The sequence below is a fragment of the Streptomyces sp. CA-146814 genome (genome assembly GCF_050942385.1).
Classification (GTDB): Bacteria; Actinomycetota; Actinomycetes; order Streptomycetales; family Streptomycetaceae; genus Streptomyces.
This window is the reverse complement of record NZ_CP192068.1, coordinates 5,766,585-5,785,469: the sequence shown is the minus strand read 5'-3', so window position 1 is coordinate 5,785,469 and position 18,885 is coordinate 5,766,585. Positions and strand designations below refer to the sequence as shown.

The following is an 18,885-nucleotide window of genomic DNA, read 5'->3' as shown; positions in this document are numbered from 1 at the left end:
GCGGCGGTCACCTTGCCCCGGCCGTCGCGGCGCGCTTGGTCGAGCGCCGCTCCAGCTCTCCGTACCAGCTGGTGAGGGCCCGGCCGAGGGGTCCGTCGATCGTGTCGGCCGCCCGCCACGCCTGCTCGCGCTTGCCGTCCTTCCACAGCCGGTAACTGCGCAGCGTCTCGGACATCGCGTCCCAGCCGGGATGGCCGGTCACGTCGCGGGCCTCGACCTGGTCGAGCAGGCCGGAGAATCCCGTCCAGGACGTTCGCAGGTCGGGCATGACCTCGCTCGCCGAGAGCGAGGTCAGCGCGTCGGCCTGCTCGATGTGCTCGTCGTAGATGTGCAGCGAGCCGATGTGCAGGTGGAACTCGCCGAGTTCCGCGTCGAGCCACCCGGCGACCAGCTCGTGCAGCACGCTGTAAAAGAACACGTCGTACGGCATGCCGATCCATACGTCCTGGCCGCGCATCATGGTCGCCATGTGCAGGCGGCCGGCGCGCAGGTGGAACCGGAACCCGAGGGTGCAGGGCACGTCCTTGTGCCCTGCGGCGTCCTGGGCCGGGTCGTAGAGCTGGATCAGGGCTCGCCGGGAGTCGGGGTCGGCCTGGAGGATCTCCACGACGCGGGCGAGTTGGTCGACCTTGCCGCCCCACTTCCGCATCCTGGGGCCGTACGCCCCCAGGAGGACGCCGTCGTCGGCGAACTGCCGCAGCCGGTTGTTGTAGTCGAAGATCCACGGGGCGTTGGAGCCGGACAGGTGCCAGACCGTCTCGGCGACGGCGAAGGCCGGATTCACGATCCGGGCGGGCGGGGCGTAGAGCAGGCGGGCGCGCGGCTGGGTGAGCAGCAGGTGCACGTCGCGGACTTCGTGCGTGGCCATGCCCCGGGGGCTGATCCTCTCGCCGGATTTGGCCAGCGTGACGGCGCCGGAGAACAGCTCGGCGATGCTGTCGGCCGTGAGGGATGTCATCGGACGGATGCTCCTTCGTCCTGGGGCGACGCAGCGGCGCCCGGGTGGTGGTGGGTGGGGTCGTCGGCCCTCGGGCCGGAGGTGGCGCGGTCGGTGATGAGCCGGGCGATCCGAGCGGCGCTGTCGCCGCGCCACCGGCAGACCTCGTCCAGGGCCGCCCGCGGGATCGGTGTAGGGTCCCCGCGCACGCCGGAGAGCGCTTCGGCGACGTCACCGGTGGCCTCGCACCGGGTCGCCAGTCCGTGGCTGGTCAGGCCCAGGGTGCGTTCGCCCGTCGGGCCGATTTCGAGGACCGGGATGCCGAGCAGTGCGGCTTCGATCCCGCACGTCGAATACGCGCTCGCTACTGCGTCAGCGCCGGCGAGGCAGCCTCGTGCTCCGACCCGGGGATCGGCCACCGCGACGGGCGTCCCGTCGGCCCGCTTCACCAGAGCGTTGAAGGCGTCGGCTCCCTGCGCCGGGTGTGGAGCGATGACGAGCCCCCAGTCGCCGTCCGCCTCGGCGAGCCCGTCCAGGAGGAGGTCCGCGTGGGAGTTGAGGTGATCGGGGTTGAAGGGCTGGCAGGCCCACACCGCGATCCGGGCGGGCGCGCGGCGGCCCCCCGAAGCGAGCAGCTTCTCCAGGTATCGGCGCTGTGCCTGGCGGCTTAGGCCGGCGAGGACGTCGAAGCGGGGCTGCCCGAGGACGTGCACCTCGACCTCGGGGTGGCGTGCCCACCTCTGGCCCAGAGCGAGGTCCCGCTCGCCCATGACGACGATGTCGCGGCTGTGCAGGGCCGGCCAGGCGACCGACCCTGCCGTCCACGCCCCGTGCTGGACGTGAACCGAGTTCGCCCCGTGCCGCTCGGCGGCGTGCGCGGCCAGCACGCCCAGGGGGCTGGTGTCGTTGCTCAGCAGGACGGTGTGCGGCCGGGTGCTCGACAACATGTCGTCGAGCCAGCTCTCCGCCCGCACCACCGTCCGCCACGACGGCTGGGTGCAGCCCCCGCTGGTCTCCATGAGCACCGACAAAAGCCTCATGAGCCGGGCAAGTTGGACACCGTGGCCTTCCACCTGGACGACGTGCTCGTCGTCGGGACGGTGGAGGCCCTCGGCGGTGCCGGAGAGGGTGAAGAGGTCGCTCGGGGCCGAGCGCAGCTCGATACCCGTGACCGATCCCGCGCTGCACCGCTCGGCGGCGTCAGTGGCGAGATCGAGCAGGAGACTCCTCTGCCCGCCGCGCGCCAGTTCGGCGAGAACCGGGGTCAGCGTGGCCGCGTGGCGGGAGGTCCACGACAGCGCCAGAACGTCCTGCCGTCCGAGATCCGAGGGGAGCGGGCTCGGCTCCGTGTTCGCCGTACTCGTCCGGGCGCGGTTGCGGAGCTGGGCGGAGCGGGTCGGGTTGTGCGGTGCCGCAGCACCGAGCACGTACGCGACGCCGGACCACGTCACGGTGTAGGCCAGGTACTCACGCGAGCTGCTCGACCGCAGTCCCACGAGTCCTTCGTACGGGGCCAGGGTCAGGGGCCCTGGGGTCGAGGCGAACGGTGCCCAGGCGTTCAGGGCCAGGAGCTTGCGCACGATCTCGGCGACGAAGCGTCGCACGGGGACGTGCTGGACGTGGAGCCAGCCGGCTCCGCCCGGGGTGGAGGCCAGTGTGGTGCTGTAGTGGTCGAGGGCGGCCATGACGTCTTCGACGCCGGAGCGCAGTAACTGCTTGTCGACGGTCGTCGCTTCCAGGTCCGTGGTGTGGACGTGGTCCGTTCGCGCGCGCGCCAGGGCACCGGTTCCGACGAGAGCCCACGTCGGCTTCCCGGTGTTGGAGGAGCGGACCAGGCCGAGGCCGCCAGTCGTGCGGGGACTCACGCCGCGCTCCCCTCGACGAGCTGCTTGGCGGGGAGGAGACTCAGCAGTTCCTTGGGCGACGCGGCCGTCTCAGGGTCGGGAGTCGTCGGCTGCCCGTAGCCCCATGCAGCGTGTACATAGGGGACGCCGGCGCGTGCGGCCGACTCCTGGTCGACCGCCATGTCACCCACGTAGACGGCGGAGGCGGGGTCGACTCCCAGGTCGACCAGCGCCAGGAGGAGCGGGTCCGGGGCCGGCTTCGTCCGGCCCGCTCCGGCGGGCGTGCGGATGGTCGCGAAGGGACAACCGAGGCGCGCGAGGAGCGGGGCCGCCCGGTCGACGTGCTTGGACGTCACGACGCCCAGCCGCCAGTCGGCGGCCACGAAGGCGTGGAGCGTCTCGACGATGCCGGCGAACTCCTCCGCGAGGTGCGCGGTGGCCACGGACTCCGCCTCGTACGTCCGGCGGATCGCTTCGGTGTCGGTCACGCCCAGCCGCTGCATGATGTCGCCGAACTCGCGGCCCAGATGGCGCTCGTAGTCGCGGAAGGGGAGCGCGACGCCATGGATCTCTTGGACCCTCTGCCACGCCTTCCGCATCACCGGACGCGTGTCGAGCAGGACGCCGTCGAGATCGAGAAGAAGAGCGCGCGACCTGTGGTCGTTGGGTGCGGCCGGAGCCGGTGGCGATTCGTGAGCGGGAATGGTCATGATCATCCTTTCGTCAGGGGTCGTCGCGCCTCAGAGGGCCAAGCCCGGTTCGAGTTCCAACTCGGGGTACTGGGCCAGGGCCAGTCAGGCCGCTTCCGGCGGACCGTCAGTCGAGGGCGAGACCGATCCATTCGGCGCGGCCGGCAGGCGCGAGAGCCGGTGAAAGCGCGAGAGGTCGAAGCCGCGCCCCTGAACCTCGCCGGCGGGCACGGCGAAGAGATCGATGCCCTCTTCGCTGGGCGCCGTCGGGGCGGCTTCCCGGATGGCGAGGAGCGCTTCGCCCTGCTCGCGGTGCGGCAGGAGGCGCGGCGCACGATCGGTGTGTCCCTCGAAATTCATGGTCAGCCCTCGGTCAGGTGTATTTGAAGGTGAAGGCGAGTGCGACGCTCACGGTGACGATCAGGACGACCTGGGCGCCGATCTGCCGCCAGCCCCAGCCCTTCCTGTCCATCCAGCGCAGTGGACGCCTTCAAGTCGGCGCGACGGGCTCCTCGGAGATCACGAGGCGGAGAAACGCCCTGCAGTGCTCGCCCAGGTGTCTGATCACGGCGTGGTACTCGTCGTCGTCGGAGCTGATGTTGTGCCGGTCGAGGACGATCACGCCGTCGGCCAAGCCCTCTCGGAGCTGCCGCTCGGCTTCCCGCCAACCAGGTCGATCCCAAGGCGGCGTGTAGACGCCCTGGCTCGCACTGGATGCCGGGAAGTACGTCGTGGCCACCGGGACGGCCACATCGTGGAGCCGGGCGGCGATCGCGTAACCGAGCTGGTCGGCCTCAGCCTGTAGCGTCCCCCAGTCCTCGTCAGGTCGGGCTCTCGGACTCGGTACCAAGCTGTACGCCAGCACGCGCAGCGGCTGATCGTCCTGCGTGTCGACGACCTGTCGGTAGAAGTGCTGTCGGATGCCTCGGAGTTGGCCAGCTCGGGACTGGCGCTTCACCGGGAGAGGTGTTGGGCCCTCTCGGGTGTCATTGCCAGCAATCGGCGACCCACCGCCCGTGTGCTTCTCACGCCCCCGGTAGAAGGCAACGAGGCTCAACACGTCGGGTCCGTGCTTGACTGCGCCGTGCGGCGACATGGGGGTGCCTCCGTGAGAGTGGGGATGACCGCGTACGTAGTTCGGCCGCCGTCCGCGACGCCCCACCGAAGCGACAGGCAGGCGACGAGGTGCAGCCCTCGACCACCGAGGCTGGCGGCACTTGCACGTCGTCGCCTCGCCGGTGCGGTGCTGTCGTCGGTGACTCGGATTCGAAGCTCGTGGTCGTCGTGTCGCAGTCGCAGTCGGACATCCCCGGAACCGTGGATGATCGCGTTGGACACCAACTCCGAGACGACGAGTTGGGCGTCTTCTGCCGGCGCCTCCGGCAACGACCACTGCTTCAGGACGGTGGCCGTGGTTCGTCGTGCTTGAGCGACGTGCACATCCATCGGCTCCATGGCCATCTCGAAGACGTGAGAGGTCAGAGGACACCGAGCGGTCGCGGCGCCGACGACGTGGGCGCCACCGTCCTCACCCCCAGGTCGGGGTGGCGTTGCTGTCCGGTGTGTGGTCATGCGCACATCGCACCGTGGCTGCGCGATCCGGAACAGGGGAAACCGGAGGGGGGAAATCTTCGTCAAGGGGGAAAAATCACTGGGAAGTTGGGGGGAGTATTGGCTTTCTCCCACGGATAGGGGCCAGACTCATGGCAGTGGATCCATTTGCCGAGCTGCTCCGTCACCTGCGGCGTAACGCGAATCGGACGCAGGACGAGCAGGCCGGTGCGATCAACGCCGCTTCCGGCCGGGCAACGATGACCCGCCGAGAGGTGAACCGGTACGAGAACGGTGCCAACGTTCCGACGGACCACACCCTGGGGAACATCGCTTTGGCCTGTGGCGTCCCGCTGGAGCCGCTGCTGCGCGAGGCGAAAGCCGCCCGCGCAAGGCGGCGAGAGAAGAACAAGGCCGAAGCGGAGGACCTGGACGACGTGAAACGCCGAACGCTGCTGGGAGGCGCAGTCATCGGTGCGGCTGCGGCTGCCGAGCCGTGGGGCCGGCTGGCCTACGCACTCAGCAAGGGTTCCAAGATCGACCCTGAGTCCGCGCGGGTGCTTATCGATCATGCGGCCCGGTTGCACGTGGACGAGCTGAACGAGAGCGCGCTCAGCCTGCAGTCTCGGGTCGAGGCGCACTTGGACGCGATCAGCGCAGCCCTCCCCCGCGCCGGAACCCACGAGCGAGCGCTGACCATCGCGGCGGGAGAGACCGCTGCTCTTGCCGGATGGGTTGCCTGGGACCTAGGCGAGCACGACAAGGCCACTTCCTATTACGGAGTGACCTCGGAGTGCGCGAAGAAGGCTGGGCACCCCCCTCTGCGCGCCCTGGCTCTGGGCTACGCGAGCTACGGTGCGCCCAGCCCTGCTAAGGCGCTGGAGATGCTCTCGCAGGCAGCTCAGGACGTACGCGGACGTGGCAATGCAACCGCCGCAGCATGGGCCCTGGGCCGGTACGCGGAGGAGGCCGCCCAGTCGGGCGATGACGCCGCCGCCCTTCGCGCGCTGGACCAGGCCAGGTTCGCCTATGACTTCGCCGACCATACGAGCGAGCAGGCGTGGGTCCGCTTCGTGACGCCGTACCGGATGGACTCCTTAACCCTCTCGGTCTACGGCGAACTCAAGCGTCAGGAGCTGACGGCCACGGTCGACTCCGCAGTCGAGCGCCTCGGCGGCGGACTACCCGAATCCGGTGTGGTCGTCCTGGGGGACCTGGCGTCCGCACTTCTGCGCGGCGGCGACGTAGACCGCGGGGCGTACGTCGCGCACCAGTTCGCAGCAGCGGCGGAGTCGAAGCCCAACACCATGGGCCGTCAGCGGGCGCAGGCCATCGCTGCCGGCCTCCCCGACACCGAGCATGATCTGGCCAGCCACCTACTGACGTTAGCGACGCTGTGAAGCGTCCAAACGCACAGGCTCGGTGAGAGCGAGGCGCCGCAGTGGTGACCTCTACTGCGGGCGCGTCTCGTCGACGACCCAGGACAAGTACGCCTCCGACCCTCCAGTCACGGGCAGCGTGACCCACTGGGGGACGTCGTACGGGTGCTTCTCGTGCAGCCATGCCTCCAGCGCGGGGAGGCGATCCGACGACGTCATGTAGGAGATCCGCCACTCCTGAGCCGTTTCGACCTTCCCCTGCCACCAGTAGAAGGCGGTGATGGGCGCATCGATGTGAACGCCCGCCGCCAGCTTGCTCTCAACAGCGCCTCTGGCGAGGGTCTTCGCCTGCTCCTCGTCGTCACTGGTCGTCTGCGCGATCACGATCTCGTGGTCCATGCGGCTACCTCTCCAGCTCGGGTACCGCGACCCTATCCATGTGTTCGACGTAGGCCAGCGAGTGCTAGCCGGCGGGAGACCGCGCAAACGCACTGATTGCTTCTGAAGCACCTGTGATCCCGCGAAAGGAGCGCTTCTTCGACGCCACTGTGAAGGCGCAGCTGGTCGACAGCGACCCAGGTGATGCGTTGCCGGGGCGCAGCCTCGCCGAGATCGGTCTGGACATCAGAACTGCCTGACCGGCAACGATCCCACGGGCTCAGCCTCAATAGGTGGCGTCGTACTGCTGAAGGAAGGTCCGCGCCGCCTTGTTGATGGCCTTCACTGGGTCTGCGGTGCGCTGGAAGTTGAACCACTCCCCTACGATCCGCAGCCGGGTGAACTTCTCGTGGAGGTGGCTCTCCAACGGAAATCCGCCCGGCGACTGCCAGCGCAGCACTATGGGAGACGCCGACCCAATCTGAAGCTGCTTAAGGCGCTTCTGGATGTTCCCGGCAACACCGATCTTTATGGACTTCGGGTCGGCTTCGGTGGATACGGCATAGACCCACCGGAAGTCCATCTCTTTGGTGCTCTCCGCCTCGGGGACACGTGATGCCCGGACCTCTGAGCAGGGCTGGCAAACCCCTCTCAGGCCACCGCACGAGCACTGGCCGCAGTCGTCGCAGGGCACGCACGGTTGCTGGTCGGCTGGAGGTATCGCCTCGAGGTTCACGGAGAGGACAAGACCCAGGCCGTGGTGCTCACGCTTGTCGACTACACCGACCGCGGTGAGTTCAGCAAGGACTGGTAGCAGCGCGTCCGAGTCGGCCAGGCCCACAACGCGGGCAATGTGGTCCAGGTCGAAGGTGTCGCTGCCCTCGTCGACCTGCTGGTCTGCGGTGAGGACGGCGTATGTAAGGCGGGCGGTGGGGCTCAGGTCCTGATTGAGAAGGGTGACGGCGTCGACCAAGACGGCGTAGGGATGTCGGCGGTAGACGCGGATGATGAGCCTCCTTCGGCGGAGGCGGCCCGCAGTGTTCGGGCCGCCATGTTGTGAAAACGCCGGGCGCGCGGATCTGTTCCAGACCTGTGGGGTTCAGCGCCCTCGGCCGACCGCCCCCGGAGAGCCGTCGAAGTACCGCCGCCTTGTGGCGACCGCACGGCGCCCATTCGGTGCCCGGCCGAGGGTGGACCTTCACTCGCGAGTGGGCGAGCATTACGCGCCCGCGCCCTCACTCTTGGTACGGGGCCTCCGAGCGAGAGTCCTCCAAGTCGGCGGCCTCTGCCTCGGCTATCTGTGCGGCGATCTCCCTGCGGATGGCCGCCGTGTCCGCAGGCGACCACACCGAGCCGCTCCCGAAGGGCAGCACACGGTCGTGGGGCTGGTAGAGCTCCTCGCTTTCCAGACTGCGGCAACAGGCACGGCACTTCCACGGACGGCGCAGAGTGATCCACTGTCTGAGCCCGCACCAGGGGCACAACACGAAGTACGCGCTGGGCCCGTAAGCGGCGGCCCAACTGGCATAGCCCGAACGGCTGCGAGCCACGTTGATGTCGCCATGGGTGCGTTCCGCGACCCAGCCAAGAAGAACCATCTCGCCACCGGGCCACGCACAGGCGCAGGGGCCGTCGCAGGGGCAGGCGCGCGCCTTGCCCAGCTCGACGGCCTTTTCCTTACGGGGCGTGGATGGTCCCTTGATCTCAAGCCATGTCCCGATCTCGGGCAGCCAGAAGTCCGGCAGGTAATGCGCCCCTGACGGCAGGGTGATTCGCTCACGCTCGTACTGCCAGAGGATGCTGTTGGTGTCGAGGGTGCAGGCCCAGTCGGCTTCGAGCCGAGAACGGAAAGTGGTGCCGCTGTACTCCGTCGGTACGGCTTCGATGGGCTGGGCGTCTGTGGGGAGTTCCGTCACGGCGTCTCCGTTCCAGGTCAGTTATGCGCCGACCCACAGTTTGACCGCTAACCTCGCGCTTCATGAACCGGGCTGTCCGACGGGTGGCCAGTCCCGCTCTCGTTTGCAGACCCATGCCTCGGCCTTAGCGCAGCGGACAACCACCGTTAGCTGCTTCGGCATCACAAGATCCATTTCAGCAACGCCCTCTTTATCGCAAGAACCCGGTTCGTCCAACTCGGCCTTTCCCTGGAATCTCGTCCTGTCATCGCCCCACACGACAGGAGTCGACCCATGCCGGAGCCGCGCGGAGCATCCCAGACCGCTTTCTTGACCCTCCCCAGTGCTGCCGAGTACCTCGGCATCTCACCCAACACGTTGTACGTCTGGCGACACCGCCGACAGGGGCCTCCCAGCTTCCGCATGGGACGGCGCGTGATGTACCGGATCACGGCGCTCGACGAGTGGGTCCGCGATCAGGAGCGAGCGGACTCCCGCTCCAACCGCGTCCTCGACCCGCTGAGCCGGAAGCCGCAACGGCGCTCTAAGGCCATGCAGTAGCACAGTGGCTTACGCGTCCGGCCTCCCCGAGAAGAAGTTCTCCGCACGGGGATTGGATCGTGCCGCAGATCGCGTTAACACCGACCAGCTCATGATCACGCACCACTGGAGGGCCCCGTCATGGCGGGTTACATAGAAGACCGATGGCTGAAGAAGCGCCCCGACAAGCTGACCGGGAAGCGGGAGCGGACCGCGATCTACGGCACCGGGAAGCGCTACCGAGTGAAGGGGATTCCCGGCATCCAGGACCGGTCGTTCCACACCAGCGAGGACGCGAAGCAGTGGCTCGCCAGCGCCAAGACGGACTCCAGCCGTGGTGAGTTCGTCGATCCCCGCAAGGGCGAGATACTTGTCGCCGACTACATCGCCGAGTACTGGTGGGCGGGCCGCTCCGACGAACCCTCGACGGCGGACCCGATGCGCAGCCGCATCTGGAACCACATCATCCCGTTGGTGGGCGACTACGCCCTGCGTGAGATCGACGCGTCCGCTCTACGGACCTTCAAGGCAGCGCTACTCACGAGGGTCGAAGAGTCGACAGCAGAGGTGATCTGGGGACACCTGTCCTCGATCCTCGGCAGCGCCGTCGACGACCAGCGTCTGCTGCGCAACCCGATGAAGGCGAAGAACAGCGTCAAGCCCCCACGAGCAATCGACAGCAAGGCCAAGGCGTGGTCACGTGAGGTCGTCGACGCCGTCCGCGCGGAGTTGCAGGACCGCTACCAGATCGCGGTCGATCTCGGCATCGGCCTCGGGCTGCGCCAAGGAGAAGCGTTCGGTCTCGCCGAAGAGGACTTCGACTTCGCGGCTGGAGTCGTCCACATCCGCCGCCAGCTCAGGTGGGACATCAAAGGCCGCCCCTACTTCTCGCTCCCCAAGGGGCGCAAGACCCGCGAGGTCCCCCTGCCGGCCAACCTCACCCTCCGGGCCCGAGCTCACTTCCGCCGGTTCCCGTCGACTTCCTGCACGTTGCCCTGGCGGAACCCGGAGGCCCCGACCACCGCGCTCGAGGAGCGCCAGCGGAAGCCGATCACGGTCGAACTGATCCTCACCTCGTCGCACGGCAACCGCATCTACTACCGCACCTGGAACGACCGCAGCTGGAAGCGTGCGCTCGCCGCCGCCGGGCTGATCAAGCCCGTGGGCGAGAAGGTACGGCGCGACGGCAACCGGGTTCGCCGGGTCCTGCTCTACGCCGCCCCACGCGAGGACATGTTCCACGTCCTCCGCCACACCTACGCGAGCGTGCAGCTGGAGGCCGGCGAGTCGGTCGTCAGCCTGTCCAAGTGGCTCGGGCACTCGACACCGAAGGTCACCCTCGACCACTACGCTCACTTCATGCCCGGTGCGGGGCAGCGAGGGATCGCCGCGATGGACGCCTGGCTGCGGGACCCCTCCCGTCCGAAAGTCCCTGAGAAGTCCCTGCCGGTGCCGAACACCCCTCGGATACTCTCGAACATGCAGGTCAAGGGCATAGCACGGCAGGGGGCGGACATGTCCGTCAAGTACAAGGAGACCGCCCGGGGCGGGCTCGCGGTGAACATCATCGAGTGCTGACGTTCTAGGCCCTGAACAGCGCGTCCCTGCCTTTCGGCGCTGTCAGGGCCTTTCCCGTCCGTACGGCGGAGAGTCTCCGGAGCTACTGCTTGCTCGCGATGCGCTCCTCCGCGGGCTGCTCGGGCACCTCGGCGGTCTGCTCCTTCGGGGCCGACCTGGGGAGCCAGCGCAGTGCGGCCGTGCCGAGGGCGGCGTGCAGGAGGCTCGCCACGACCACGACGACGTGCAGGCCGGTGACGAACGCGGACTTCGCGTCCTGGACGGCGGACGGGAGCAGGGAGGGCAGCTGGAGGGTCTCGTCGAGGGTGGGGGCGAGGTCCGGGCCCTGGAGGCGGAAGAGCAGCGCGGCGAGGGAGCCGAGGATCGCGATGCCCAGGGCGTTGCCGATCTCGTTGCTGGTCTCGGCGATCGCGCCGGCCGAACCCGCCCGCTCCGCGGGGACCGCGCCGACCGCGGTGTCCGCGACGACGGCGAAGGAGATGCCGTATCCCAGTCCCGCGATCACGGTCGAGGCGATGTACCAGCCGATCCCGCCGGTGATCGTGGTGGGGAGCAGCATCAGCAGGCCGCTCGCGATGGAGAAGTGGCAGATGAGGAGCGCGGCCCGCTTGCCGATGCGCTCGACGACGGCCGGGGTGACGATGCAGGAGAGGGTGAGGGCCGCCGCGCCGGGGAGCGCCAGGAGCGCCGCGTGCAGGACGCTCAGGTTCAGTACGGACTGGAGGTAGATGCCGGACAGATACGCCGCTGCCGACCATGCGGCCAGAGGTAGCAGGCCGGTGATGATGGCGATGGTGAAGACGCGGTCGCGGAAGAGGGAGAAGTCGATCAGCGGGTTGTCGAGGTGCCGTTGGCGCAGGCCGAAGAAGGTCAGTACGGCGATGCCGGCGATCACCGTGATGACCGGGAGGGCCGAGATCCCGTCGGCGGCCAGGTGCTTGATCCCGTAGATCGTGAGCAGCAGGCCTCCGGCTGAGGTCACGACGCTGAGGGGGTCGACGCGGCCCGTCCCGCCCGACCGGACCTCGCGGAGGAGGACCGGCGCGAAGACCAGGAACACGACGATGACGGGGAGGTTGACGAGGAAGACCGAGCCCCACCAGAACGGGCCGAGCAGGGCGCCGCCGACGACCGGGCCGATGGCGAAGCCGGCCGCGAAGGCCGCGGCGAAGATGCCGATGGCCTGGGCCCTGCGCCGGGGGTCGGGGAACAGCTCGCTCAGCACGGCCAGCGCCGAGGGCAGCAGGGTCGCACCAGCCACGCCCATGAGCGCCCGGCAGGCGATGAGGAGTTCGGGGGTCGGTGCGAACGCGGCCCCGGCGGAGCCGAGTCCGAACACGGTCGCGCCGATCATCAGGAGCTTCAGCCGGCCGTAGCGGTCGCCGATGCTGCCGAAGGCGACGAGCAGGGAGCCGACGGCGAAGCCGTAGATGTCCAGGATCCACAGCGCCTGGTCGGCAGTGGGCGAGAGGGCCTGGCTGATCCGGGGCATCGCCAGGAACAGGATCGAGCCGTCCATGGAGACGAGGAGAACCGGTCCGAGGATCACCGCGAGCCCCAGCCAGGACCGCAGTCCGGGTGCGTCGTTCGCTTGCTGTCGAGTCATGGTGCCGACACTCGGGCACGGCGGAGCCGGCAGCCATCCCCATGGTGTGGGTACACCCGACAGGTACACCCACGGAGCGGGCGGGCGCCCTACGCTCGTATGCATGGAGAGCCTCGGTACGTTCCTGAAGAGCCGCCGTGACCGGGTCACGCCGGCGGAGATCGGTCTGCTGACCTACGGCACCTCCCGCCGGGTTCCCGGCCTCAGGCGGGAAGAGCTCGCACAGCTCGCGGGGGTGAGCGCGGGGTACTACACGCGTCTGGAGCAGGGGCAGGCGGAGACCGCCTCCGAGCAGGTACTCGACGCGCTCGCCCGGGTGCTCCGGCTCGACCAGGTGGAGACCGTCCATCTGCACAACCTCGCCCGGCAGTCGGTGAAGCCCGGGCTGGGCGATCCGCCCGCCGAAGAGCCCCACCCGCGGGTCCTGACCCTCCTGGAGTCGCTGGGCGATGCCACGCCTGCGGTGGTGCTCGGCCGGCGCGGCGACGTCCTCGCGTGGAACCGCACCGGGCACGCGCTGGTGGCCGAGCACATCCCCTTCGAGGCGCCGCGGAACGCGCAGGGGCGTCCGTCGATCCCCAGGATGTTCTTCCTCGACCCCCACACCCGCGACATGTACCGCAACTGGCCGGACCTCGCCAAGGTCCACGTCGCCTATCTGCGTCTCACCGCGGGACGCTATCCGACGGATGCCCGGCTCGCCGGGCTGATCGGCGAACTCACCATGAGCAGCCCGGACTTCGGCGCGATGTGGGCGACGGGTGACGTCTCCGACTGCACGACGGGGGCCATGCATCTGCAGCATCCCACCGTCGGGGCGGTGAGCGTCGACTACCAGGTGTGGCTCCAGCCCGACAGCCCCGACCACCGGGTCGAGATCTACACGCCCAACGACGCGACCTCCGCGGACGCGTTGCGCGTGCTGAACCAGCAGAGCGGCCGGGGTCACGAGCCGGAGTCCACCCTCGTACGGGCCGAGCGGCGCTGAGGCGCTGAAACCGCCCCGCTCCTTCCGGGGGACGCCCGCGGTGGGGCCGGGGGCGTCCGTACGGAAAGGAGCGGGGCGGTTTCGCGTGCTGGGAGCGGGCGGTTTCGCGTGCTCGTGACACGCGGGGTCCGGGTGCTCAGGACACGGTCTGCTCCTGCCGGTCCGGGGTCTCGGGCTTCGTGTTCCGCTCCTCGCGCGGCAGCCAGCGGATCGCGAGGATGCCGAGCGCGAGCGTGAGGGCGGCCGCGACGCCGATCGCCGCGTGCAGTCCGGTGACGAAGGCGTCCTTGGCCTGCGCGGCGCTCTCGTCGGACAGGCCGGGTGTGGACAGGGTGGTGTCGAGCGTGCCCGCCGTGCCGGGGCCGAAGAACCGGAAGAAGAACGCGGCGAGCGAGCCGAGCAGGGAGATGCCGAGCGCGCCGCCCAGCTCGTTGCTCATCTCCGCGATGGCCCCGGCCGAACCGGCCCGCTCCGCGGGCACCGCCGCGACGGCGGTCTCCGCGACCAGGCTGAAGGAGAGCCCGTAGCCGACGCCCGCGATGACGGTGGAGGCGATGTACAGCGCCGCACCGGCGGTGGTGCCGGTGAACATCAGCAGCAGGAGTCCGGTGCCGATGAAGAAGTGCGAGGCGATCAGCGCGGACCGCTTGCCGATCCGGTCGACCACGCCCGCCGTGCCGATGCAGGCCACGGTGAGCACCGCCGCGCCCGGCAGGGCGAGGAACGCCGCGGTGAGCACGGTGAAGCCGAGCACCGACTGGAGGTAGACACCGCTGAGGTAGCCGGCCGCTGCCCAGGCCACCAGGGAGAGGAGCCCGGTCAGTACGGCGACGGTGAAGACCCGGTCACGGAAGAGGCCGAGGTCGAGCAGCGGCTCCTCCAGCGTGAACTGCCGGCGTACGAACCACACCAGGATGGCGATGCCCAGCGCGCCGATGGCCAGCTGCTCGACCGAGAACCCCTCCGCCGCCGCGGCCTTGACGGAGTAGACGGCGAGCAGGATGCCGACCGCCGACTGCGCCACGCTCAGCGCGTCCACCCGGCCGGGCCGGGCCTCGCGGACCTCCTTCAGGAGCTTCGGGGCGAAGGCCAGGAAGACCACGACGACCGGGAGGTTGATCAGGAACACCGAGCCCCACCAGAAGCGGTCGAGGAGCAGACCGCCGGCGACCGGGCCGACGGCGAAGCCCGCCGCGAAGGTGGCCGCGAAGATGCCGATCGCCCGGGCCCGCTGCCTGACGTCGGGAAAGAGGTGGCTGACGATCGCCAGGCCGGAGGGCAGCAGTGTCGCGCCGCCGAGTCCCATCAGTCCGCGCGAGGCGATGAGGAGTTCCGGGCTGGTGGCGAACGTGGCGCCTGCCGATCCGATGCCGAAGAGCATCGCGCCGCCGAGCAGGAACTTGAGCCGGCCGTGCCGGTCGCCGAGGTTGCCGAACGCGATGAGCAGCGAGGCCACCACGAATCCGTAGATGTCGACGATCCAGAGGGCCTGGCTCGCGCTGGGCGAGATGGCGTCGTTGATGCTCGGCATCGCGAGGTAGAGCACCGAGTTGTCCATCGCCACCAGCCCGACGAGGCTGAGGACCAGGGTGAAGCCGAACCAGGCCCGGCGGGGTGTTGTGCTGTGTGTGGTCAACGTACTTCCTCCAGAGTGAGTGCGGCCGGGCCGCGGAGCGACGAGGGGGATGACCGCCCGCCAAGAAACATAGTGCTCATTATTATGTTGGCATAGTAGCCGCTCCTTCGCCAGATCCGGTGATAGTCATGGAGCCGTGGAGAGGAGAAGGCCTTGCGGATAGCGCTGACGGGGGCGACGGGAACGGTGGGGGGCCAGGTGGCGCGCCTCCTCGCCCCGCGGTACGACCTGAGCTGCCTGACCCGCTCCCCGGAACGGGCGGCGGCCCGCCTGCCGGGGCCCGGCCTGACCGTCGAGACGGACCTGGACGACATCTCCTCCCTGACGCGGGCGCTGGCCGGGGCGGACGCGCTCCTGGCGGTGACGTTCGACCCCCTGCGGGACACCCACGACGAGCACCTCCTCACCGCCGCACGCCGGGCCGGGGTCCGGCACGTCGTGAAGGTCTCGGCCCTCGCGGTCGCCGACCCCGGGGCGCAGGACGCGATCACCCGGTGGCAGCGGGCGTGCGAGGAGCGCGTCCGGGCGTCCGGGCTGTCCTGGACGCTGCTGCGCCCCCGCGCCTTCATGTCCAACTGCCTGGACTGGACGCGGTCCGTGCGCGAGGAGGGCGTCGTACGTACGCTGCACGGCTCCTCCGCCAACTCCTGCGTCGACCCCCGGGACGTGGCCGCGGCGGCGGCCCGCGCCCTGACCTCCCCCGCGTGCGCGGGACGGGCTTACGCGCTGACGGGCCCGGCCCCCCTGTCGGCCCGGCAGCAGGCCGCGCAGCTCGCGGAGGTGCTGGGCCGGCCGGTACGCCACGAGGAGCTGACCGAGGCGGAGGCCCTGGCAAGGTGGCGCGCCCGCTACCCCGACGCCCTTGCGGCGGCGCTCCTCGAAAGCGCGGACCGGCAGGCCCGGGGAGCCAAGAGCGCCGTGGACCACGGGGTACGGGAAGCGATCGGCCGGGAGCCCGGTACGTTCCGGGCGTGGGCCCGGCGTCATGGCGCCGCCTTCCGTACGGAGGAGGCGGAGGCGGTGGGGAATGCCGTGGAGAAGGCGGCGGAGAAGCCCCCGGCGGTGCCCGTGGAGGCGCAGACCTCGGCGTAGACGGTGTGCAGGAGGACCGGGTCGGGGCCCTCCAGTACGCCCGGTGCGGTCGGCCCGTCGAGGACGACGAACCGCAGGAGGTCGCCGCGCGCCTTCTTGTCGAGCCGCATGGTGGCCAGGAGCCGGGGCCACTGGTCGGCGCGGTAGGTCACCGGCAGGCCCACCGACCGCAGGATCGTGCGGTGCCGCCGGGCGGTGGCCTCGTCCAGGCGTCCCGTCGCGCGGCCGAGTCCGGCGGCGAAGACCAGGCCGACGGAGACGGCTTCGCCGTGCCGGACGCGGTAGCCCTCGTTCCGTTCGATGGCGTGGGCCAGGGTGTGCCCGTAGTTGAGGATCTCGCGCCGGCCGGACTCCTTGAGGTCCTCCGACACGACGTCCGCCTTGACCCGGATCGCCCGCTCGATCAGCTCCTCGGTGTGCTTCCCCGTGGGGGTGCGGGCGGCCTCCGGGTCCGCCTCGATCAGGCCGAGGATGTCCGGGTCGGCGATGAAGCCCGCCTTGATGATCTCGGCGAGGCCGGCGACGTGGTCGCGCGTGTCCAGGGTGTCCAGTGCGGCTAGGTCGCACAGCACCCCGGCGGGCGGGTGGAAGGCGCCGACGAGGTTCTTGCCCTCGGCGGTGTTGACACCCGTCTTGCCGCCGACCGCCGCGTCCACCATGCCGAGGACGGTGGTGGGCACCGCGATCCAGCGCACCCCGCGCAGCCAGCAGGCCGCGACGAAGCCGGCCAGGTCGGTGGTGGCACCGCCGCCGACGCCGACGATCACGTCACTGCGGGTGAACCCGGCCCGCCCGAGGGCCCGCCAGCAGTGGGCGGCGGCCTCGGCGGTCTTGGCCTCCTCCGCGTTCGGCACCGCGACGGCGAGCACCTCGAACCCCTCGGCCGCGAGAGCCGCGGCGACGGCCTCGCCCCTCGGGGCCAGCGCCGCCGGGTGGATCACGGCGACCCGGTGCGCGGCCCCGGCCAGCCGGACCAGCTCGCCGGTAAGCCGCCGCCCGACGACGACCTCGTACGGTTCGCTCCCGGCGCTCCCGGCGACGGGGATGCGGACGGCGGTCATGACGGGACCCCCACCGACGCGGCGGCCAGCTCGGACCGCACCACCGAGGCGACCTGCGCCGCGGTGCGCCCGTGGGTGGACACCACGACCCGGGCCACGGACAGGTACAGCGGGCGCCGCCGGGACATCAGGCCGAGCCACCGGCCGGCGAAGTCGTCCCGCAGCAGCGGACGGGAGTCGTCCGCGCCCAGGCGATCCCGGACGTCCGCGAGCGTGGCGTCCAGGAAGACCACCGGCAGCCCGCGCAGCGCCGCACGCGTCCCCGCGTGCACGACGGCCCCGCCGCCCAGGGCGAGCACCCCGGAGTGCTGGTGCAGCGCCGCGCGGACGGCCTCGTGCTCGATGGCGCGGAAGTGCGGCTCGCCCCGTTCGGCGAAGATCTGCCCGATGGTCCGGCCGGTCAGCCGCTCGATGTCCCGGTCGGTGTCACGGGCCTCGGTGCCCGTACGCGCCGCGAGGATCCGTGCGACCGAGGACTTGCCCACGCCGGGCGGGCCGACAAGTACGGCCAGGGGGGAGGTCATGCGATCTCCAGGTGGGCGAGGAAGCCGGAGACGTTACGGCGGGTCTCGGCCACGCTGTCGCCACCGAACTTCTCCGCCACCGCGTCGGCCAGGACCAGGGCCACCATCGCCTCCGCCACGATCCCGGCGGCCGGCACCGCGCACACGTCCGAGCGCTGGTGGTGCGCGACGGCCGCCTCGCCGGTGCTGACGTCCACGGTGGCCAGGGCGTGCGGCACCGTCGCGATCGGCTTCATCGCGGCCCTTACGCGCAGGAGTTCACCGGTGGTCAGGCCGCCCTCGGTGCCGCCGGAGCGGCCGGAGGCGCGCCGGATGCCGTCGGCGGTGGCGACGATCTCGTCGTGCGCCTTCGAGCCGGGAACCCGGGCCAGGTCGAAGCCGTCGCCCACCTCGACGCCCTTGATCGCCTGGATGCCCATCAGCGCGGCGGCCAGCCGCGCGTCCAGCCGGCGGTCCCAGTGCACGTGCGAGCCGAGGCCGACCGGCACCCCGTGGGCGACGACCTCGACGACGCCGCCCAGGGTGTCGCCGTCCCGGTGGGCCTGGTCGATCTCCGCGACCATCGCCTTGGACGCGTCCGCGTCCAGGCAGCGCACCGGATCCGCGTCGAGCCGCTCCACGTCGCCGGGCCGGGGCACGTCCCCGTACGGGGCCCGCGCGGCGCCCAGCTCCACGACATGGCTGACGATCTCGATCCCGGCCGTCTCCTTCAGGTACGAGCGGGCCACCGCGCCGAGGGCCACCCGGGCGGCGGTCTCCCGGGCGCTGGCGCGCTCCAGTACGGGGCGCGCCTCGTCGAAGCCGTACTTCTGCATCCCCGCCAGATCGGCGTGGCCCGGGCGCGGCCGGGTCAGCGGGGCGTTGCGGGCCAGGCCGGCGAGCTCGGCGGGGTCGACCGGGTCGGCCGACATGACCTGCTCCCACTTGGGCCACTCGGTGTTGCCGACCATGACGGCGACCGGGGAGCCCATGGTGAGCCCGTGCCGTACGCCGCCGAGGAAGGTGACCTCGTCCTGCTCGAACTTCATCCGGGCACCGCGCCCGTACCCGAGCCGCCGCCGGGCGAGCGCCTCCGCCACCATCTCCGTGGTGACCGGGACACCGGCGGGAAGTCCCTCCAGCGTCGCCACCAGTGCGGGGCCGTGCGACTCCCCCGCGGTCAGCCAGCGCAACCTGCTCATCCTCTC

Annotated in this window: 19 protein-coding genes; 5 read left to right on the top strand and 14 right to left on the bottom strand. The window is 70.4% G+C overall.

Annotation, left to right across the window (positions count from 1 at the left end; translation table 11 throughout):
• Window positions 1-7: 7 nt before the first annotated feature.
• The 6 genes from ACQP09_RS25950 to ACQP09_RS25925 form a co-directional block, all read right to left on the bottom strand.
• Complete coding sequence (locus ACQP09_RS25950) at window positions 8-958, bottom strand: thymidylate synthase (protein ID WP_433403699.1); 951 nt, start codon at window positions 956-958, stop codon at window positions 8-10.
• Complete coding sequence (locus ACQP09_RS25945; protein WP_433403696.1) at window positions 955-2,802, bottom strand: hypothetical protein; 1,848 nt, start codon at window positions 2,800-2,802, stop codon at window positions 955-957. Before ACQP09_RS25945 ends, ACQP09_RS25950 begins: the two co-directional genes overlap by 4 nt.
• Complete coding sequence (locus ACQP09_RS25940) at window positions 2,799-3,491, bottom strand: HAD family hydrolase (protein ID WP_233435894.1); 693 nt, start codon at window positions 3,489-3,491, stop codon at window positions 2,799-2,801. The genes ACQP09_RS25945 and ACQP09_RS25940 overlap by 4 nt, the downstream gene beginning before the upstream one ends.
• A gap of 84 nt (window positions 3,492-3,575) precedes the next feature.
• Window positions 3,576-3,830 carry a hypothetical protein gene (locus ACQP09_RS25935; protein WP_030577884.1) on the bottom strand — a complete coding sequence of 85 codons (255 nt, stop codon included), beginning with the start codon at window positions 3,828-3,830 and terminating at the stop codon, window positions 3,576-3,578.
• A gap of 130 nt (window positions 3,831-3,960) precedes the next feature.
• The gene (locus ACQP09_RS25930; RefSeq protein ID WP_433403692.1) at window positions 3,961-4,566 is read right to left on the bottom strand and encodes a hypothetical protein; all 606 of its coding nucleotides are present in this window, start codon (window positions 4,564-4,566) and stop codon (window positions 3,961-3,963) included.
• Window positions 4,524-4,916, bottom strand: coding sequence for an ATP-binding protein (locus ACQP09_RS25925; RefSeq protein WP_433406766.1), 393 nt, complete (start codon window positions 4,914-4,916; stop codon window positions 4,524-4,526). The genes ACQP09_RS25930 and ACQP09_RS25925 overlap by 43 nt, the downstream gene beginning before the upstream one ends.
• A 257-nt stretch (window positions 4,917-5,173) precedes the next feature.
• Between ACQP09_RS25925 and ACQP09_RS25920 the strand changes: the two genes are divergently transcribed.
• The gene (locus ACQP09_RS25920; RefSeq protein WP_433403689.1) at window positions 5,174-6,421 is read left to right on the top strand and encodes a helix-turn-helix domain-containing protein; all 1,248 of its coding nucleotides are present in this window, start codon (window positions 5,174-5,176) and stop codon (window positions 6,419-6,421) included.
• A gap of 51 nt (window positions 6,422-6,472) precedes the next feature.
• On the opposite strand, the gene cutA is transcribed toward ACQP09_RS25920, so the two are convergent.
• From cutA to ACQP09_RS25905, 3 genes are all read right to left on the bottom strand, one after another.
• Window positions 6,473-6,799: a divalent-cation tolerance protein CutA gene (gene cutA, locus ACQP09_RS25915; RefSeq protein WP_129826109.1), complete on the bottom strand. Its 327-nt coding sequence runs from the start codon at window positions 6,797-6,799 to the stop codon at window positions 6,473-6,475.
• Window positions 6,800-7,064: 265 nt separating this feature from the next.
• Window positions 7,065-7,751 (bottom strand): GIY-YIG nuclease family protein, encoded by a 687-nt coding sequence (locus ACQP09_RS25910; protein ID WP_433403685.1) that lies wholly within the window; start codon window positions 7,749-7,751, stop codon window positions 7,065-7,067.
• A 262-nt stretch (window positions 7,752-8,013) separates the two neighbouring features.
• A complete protein-coding gene (locus ACQP09_RS25905; protein ID WP_433403683.1) occupies window positions 8,014-8,694 on the bottom strand; it encodes a hypothetical protein in 681 nt (226 codons plus the stop codon).
• A 273-nt stretch (window positions 8,695-8,967) separates the two neighbouring features.
• Here ACQP09_RS25905 and ACQP09_RS25900 point away from each other — a divergent pair, with 273 nt between their 5' ends.
• Complete coding sequence (locus ACQP09_RS25900; protein WP_433403680.1) at window positions 8,968-9,234, top strand: helix-turn-helix transcriptional regulator; 267 nt, start codon at window positions 8,968-8,970, stop codon at window positions 9,232-9,234.
• A gap of 120 nt (window positions 9,235-9,354) precedes the next feature.
• On the top strand, window positions 9,355-10,791 hold the full coding sequence (locus tag ACQP09_RS25895) for a tyrosine-type recombinase/integrase (protein ID WP_433403677.1): 1,437 nt from the start codon (window positions 9,355-9,357) through the stop codon (window positions 10,789-10,791).
• Window positions 10,792-10,873: 82 nt separating this feature from the next.
• Here ACQP09_RS25895 and ACQP09_RS25890 read toward each other — a convergent pair whose 3' ends face one another.
• Window positions 10,874-12,397, bottom strand: a complete 1,524-nt coding sequence (locus tag ACQP09_RS25890; RefSeq protein ID WP_433403674.1) for an MFS transporter — start codon at window positions 12,395-12,397, stop codon at window positions 10,874-10,876.
• A gap of 103 nt (window positions 12,398-12,500) precedes the next feature.
• Here ACQP09_RS25890 and ACQP09_RS25885 point away from each other — a divergent pair, with 103 nt between their 5' ends.
• Window positions 12,501-13,385, top strand: a complete 885-nt coding sequence (locus ACQP09_RS25885) for a helix-turn-helix transcriptional regulator (protein ID WP_433403671.1) — start codon at window positions 12,501-12,503, stop codon at window positions 13,383-13,385.
• Window positions 13,386-13,521: 136 nt separating this feature from the next.
• On the opposite strand, the gene ACQP09_RS25880 is transcribed toward ACQP09_RS25885, so the two are convergent.
• On the bottom strand, window positions 13,522-15,021 hold the full coding sequence (locus ACQP09_RS25880; RefSeq protein ID WP_433403668.1) for an MFS transporter: 1,500 nt from the start codon (window positions 15,019-15,021) through the stop codon (window positions 13,522-13,524).
• Window positions 15,022-15,174: 153 nt separating this feature from the next.
• On the opposite strand from ACQP09_RS25880, the gene ACQP09_RS25875 reads away from it, so the two are divergent.
• On the top strand, window positions 15,175-16,113 hold the full coding sequence (locus ACQP09_RS25875; RefSeq protein ID WP_433403665.1) for an NAD(P)H-binding protein: 939 nt from the start codon (window positions 15,175-15,177) through the stop codon (window positions 16,111-16,113).
• On the opposite strand, the gene aroB is transcribed toward ACQP09_RS25875, so the two are convergent.
• From aroB to aroC, 3 genes are read right to left on the bottom strand one after another with little or no spacing between them, the layout of a single operon-like run.
• Window positions 16,005-17,174: a 3-dehydroquinate synthase gene (gene aroB, locus ACQP09_RS25870; RefSeq protein ID WP_433403662.1), complete on the bottom strand. Its 1,170-nt coding sequence runs from the start codon at window positions 17,172-17,174 to the stop codon at window positions 16,005-16,007. The genes ACQP09_RS25875 and aroB overlap by 109 nt on opposite strands.
• Window positions 17,171-17,698 (bottom strand): shikimate kinase, encoded by a 528-nt coding sequence (locus ACQP09_RS25865; RefSeq protein ID WP_433403659.1) that lies wholly within the window; start codon window positions 17,696-17,698, stop codon window positions 17,171-17,173. The genes aroB and ACQP09_RS25865 overlap by 4 nt, the downstream gene beginning before the upstream one ends.
• The gene (gene aroC / locus ACQP09_RS25860) at window positions 17,695-18,879 is read right to left on the bottom strand and encodes a chorismate synthase (RefSeq protein WP_433403657.1); all 1,185 of its coding nucleotides are present in this window, start codon (window positions 18,877-18,879) and stop codon (window positions 17,695-17,697) included. The genes ACQP09_RS25865 and aroC overlap by 4 nt, the downstream gene beginning before the upstream one ends.
• Between the last annotated feature and the right edge of the window lie 6 nt (window positions 18,880-18,885).

Coding starts and splice junctions, on each gene's coding strand:
- ACQP09_RS25865 (WP_433403659.1), bottom strand. CDS start 17,698: ATGACCTCCCCCCTGGCCGTACTTGTCGGCCCGCCCGGCGTGGGCAAG.
- ACQP09_RS25925 (WP_433406766.1), bottom strand. CDS start 4,916: ATGGATGTGCACGTCGCTCAAGCACGACGAACCACGGCCACCGTCCTG.
- aroB (WP_433403662.1), bottom strand. CDS start 17,174: ATGACCGCCGTCCGCATCCCCGTCGCCGGGAGCGCCGGGAGCGAACCG.
- aroC (WP_433403657.1), bottom strand. CDS start 18,879: ATGAGCAGGTTGCGCTGGCTGACCGCGGGGGAGTCGCACGGCCCCGCA.
- ACQP09_RS25920 (WP_433403689.1), top strand. CDS start 5,174: ATGGCAGTGGATCCATTTGCCGAGCTGCTCCGTCACCTGCGGCGTAAC.
- ACQP09_RS25900 (WP_433403680.1), top strand. CDS start 8,968: ATGCCGGAGCCGCGCGGAGCATCCCAGACCGCTTTCTTGACCCTCCCC.
- ACQP09_RS25940 (WP_233435894.1), bottom strand. CDS start 3,491: ATGACCATTCCCGCTCACGAATCGCCACCGGCTCCGGCCGCACCCAAC.
- cutA (WP_129826109.1), bottom strand. CDS start 6,799: ATGGACCACGAGATCGTGATCGCGCAGACGACCAGTGACGACGAGGAG.
- ACQP09_RS25895 (WP_433403677.1), top strand. CDS start 9,355: ATGGCGGGTTACATAGAAGACCGATGGCTGAAGAAGCGCCCCGACAAG.
- ACQP09_RS25890 (WP_433403674.1), bottom strand. CDS start 12,397: ATGACTCGACAGCAAGCGAACGACGCACCCGGACTGCGGTCCTGGCTG.
- ACQP09_RS25885 (WP_433403671.1), top strand. CDS start 12,501: ATGGAGAGCCTCGGTACGTTCCTGAAGAGCCGCCGTGACCGGGTCACG.
- ACQP09_RS25935 (WP_030577884.1), bottom strand. CDS start 3,830: ATGAATTTCGAGGGACACACCGATCGTGCGCCGCGCCTCCTGCCGCAC.
- ACQP09_RS25930 (WP_433403692.1), bottom strand. CDS start 4,566: ATGTCGCCGCACGGCGCAGTCAAGCACGGACCCGACGTGTTGAGCCTC.
- ACQP09_RS25950 (WP_433403699.1), bottom strand. CDS start 958: ATGACATCCCTCACGGCCGACAGCATCGCCGAGCTGTTCTCCGGCGCC.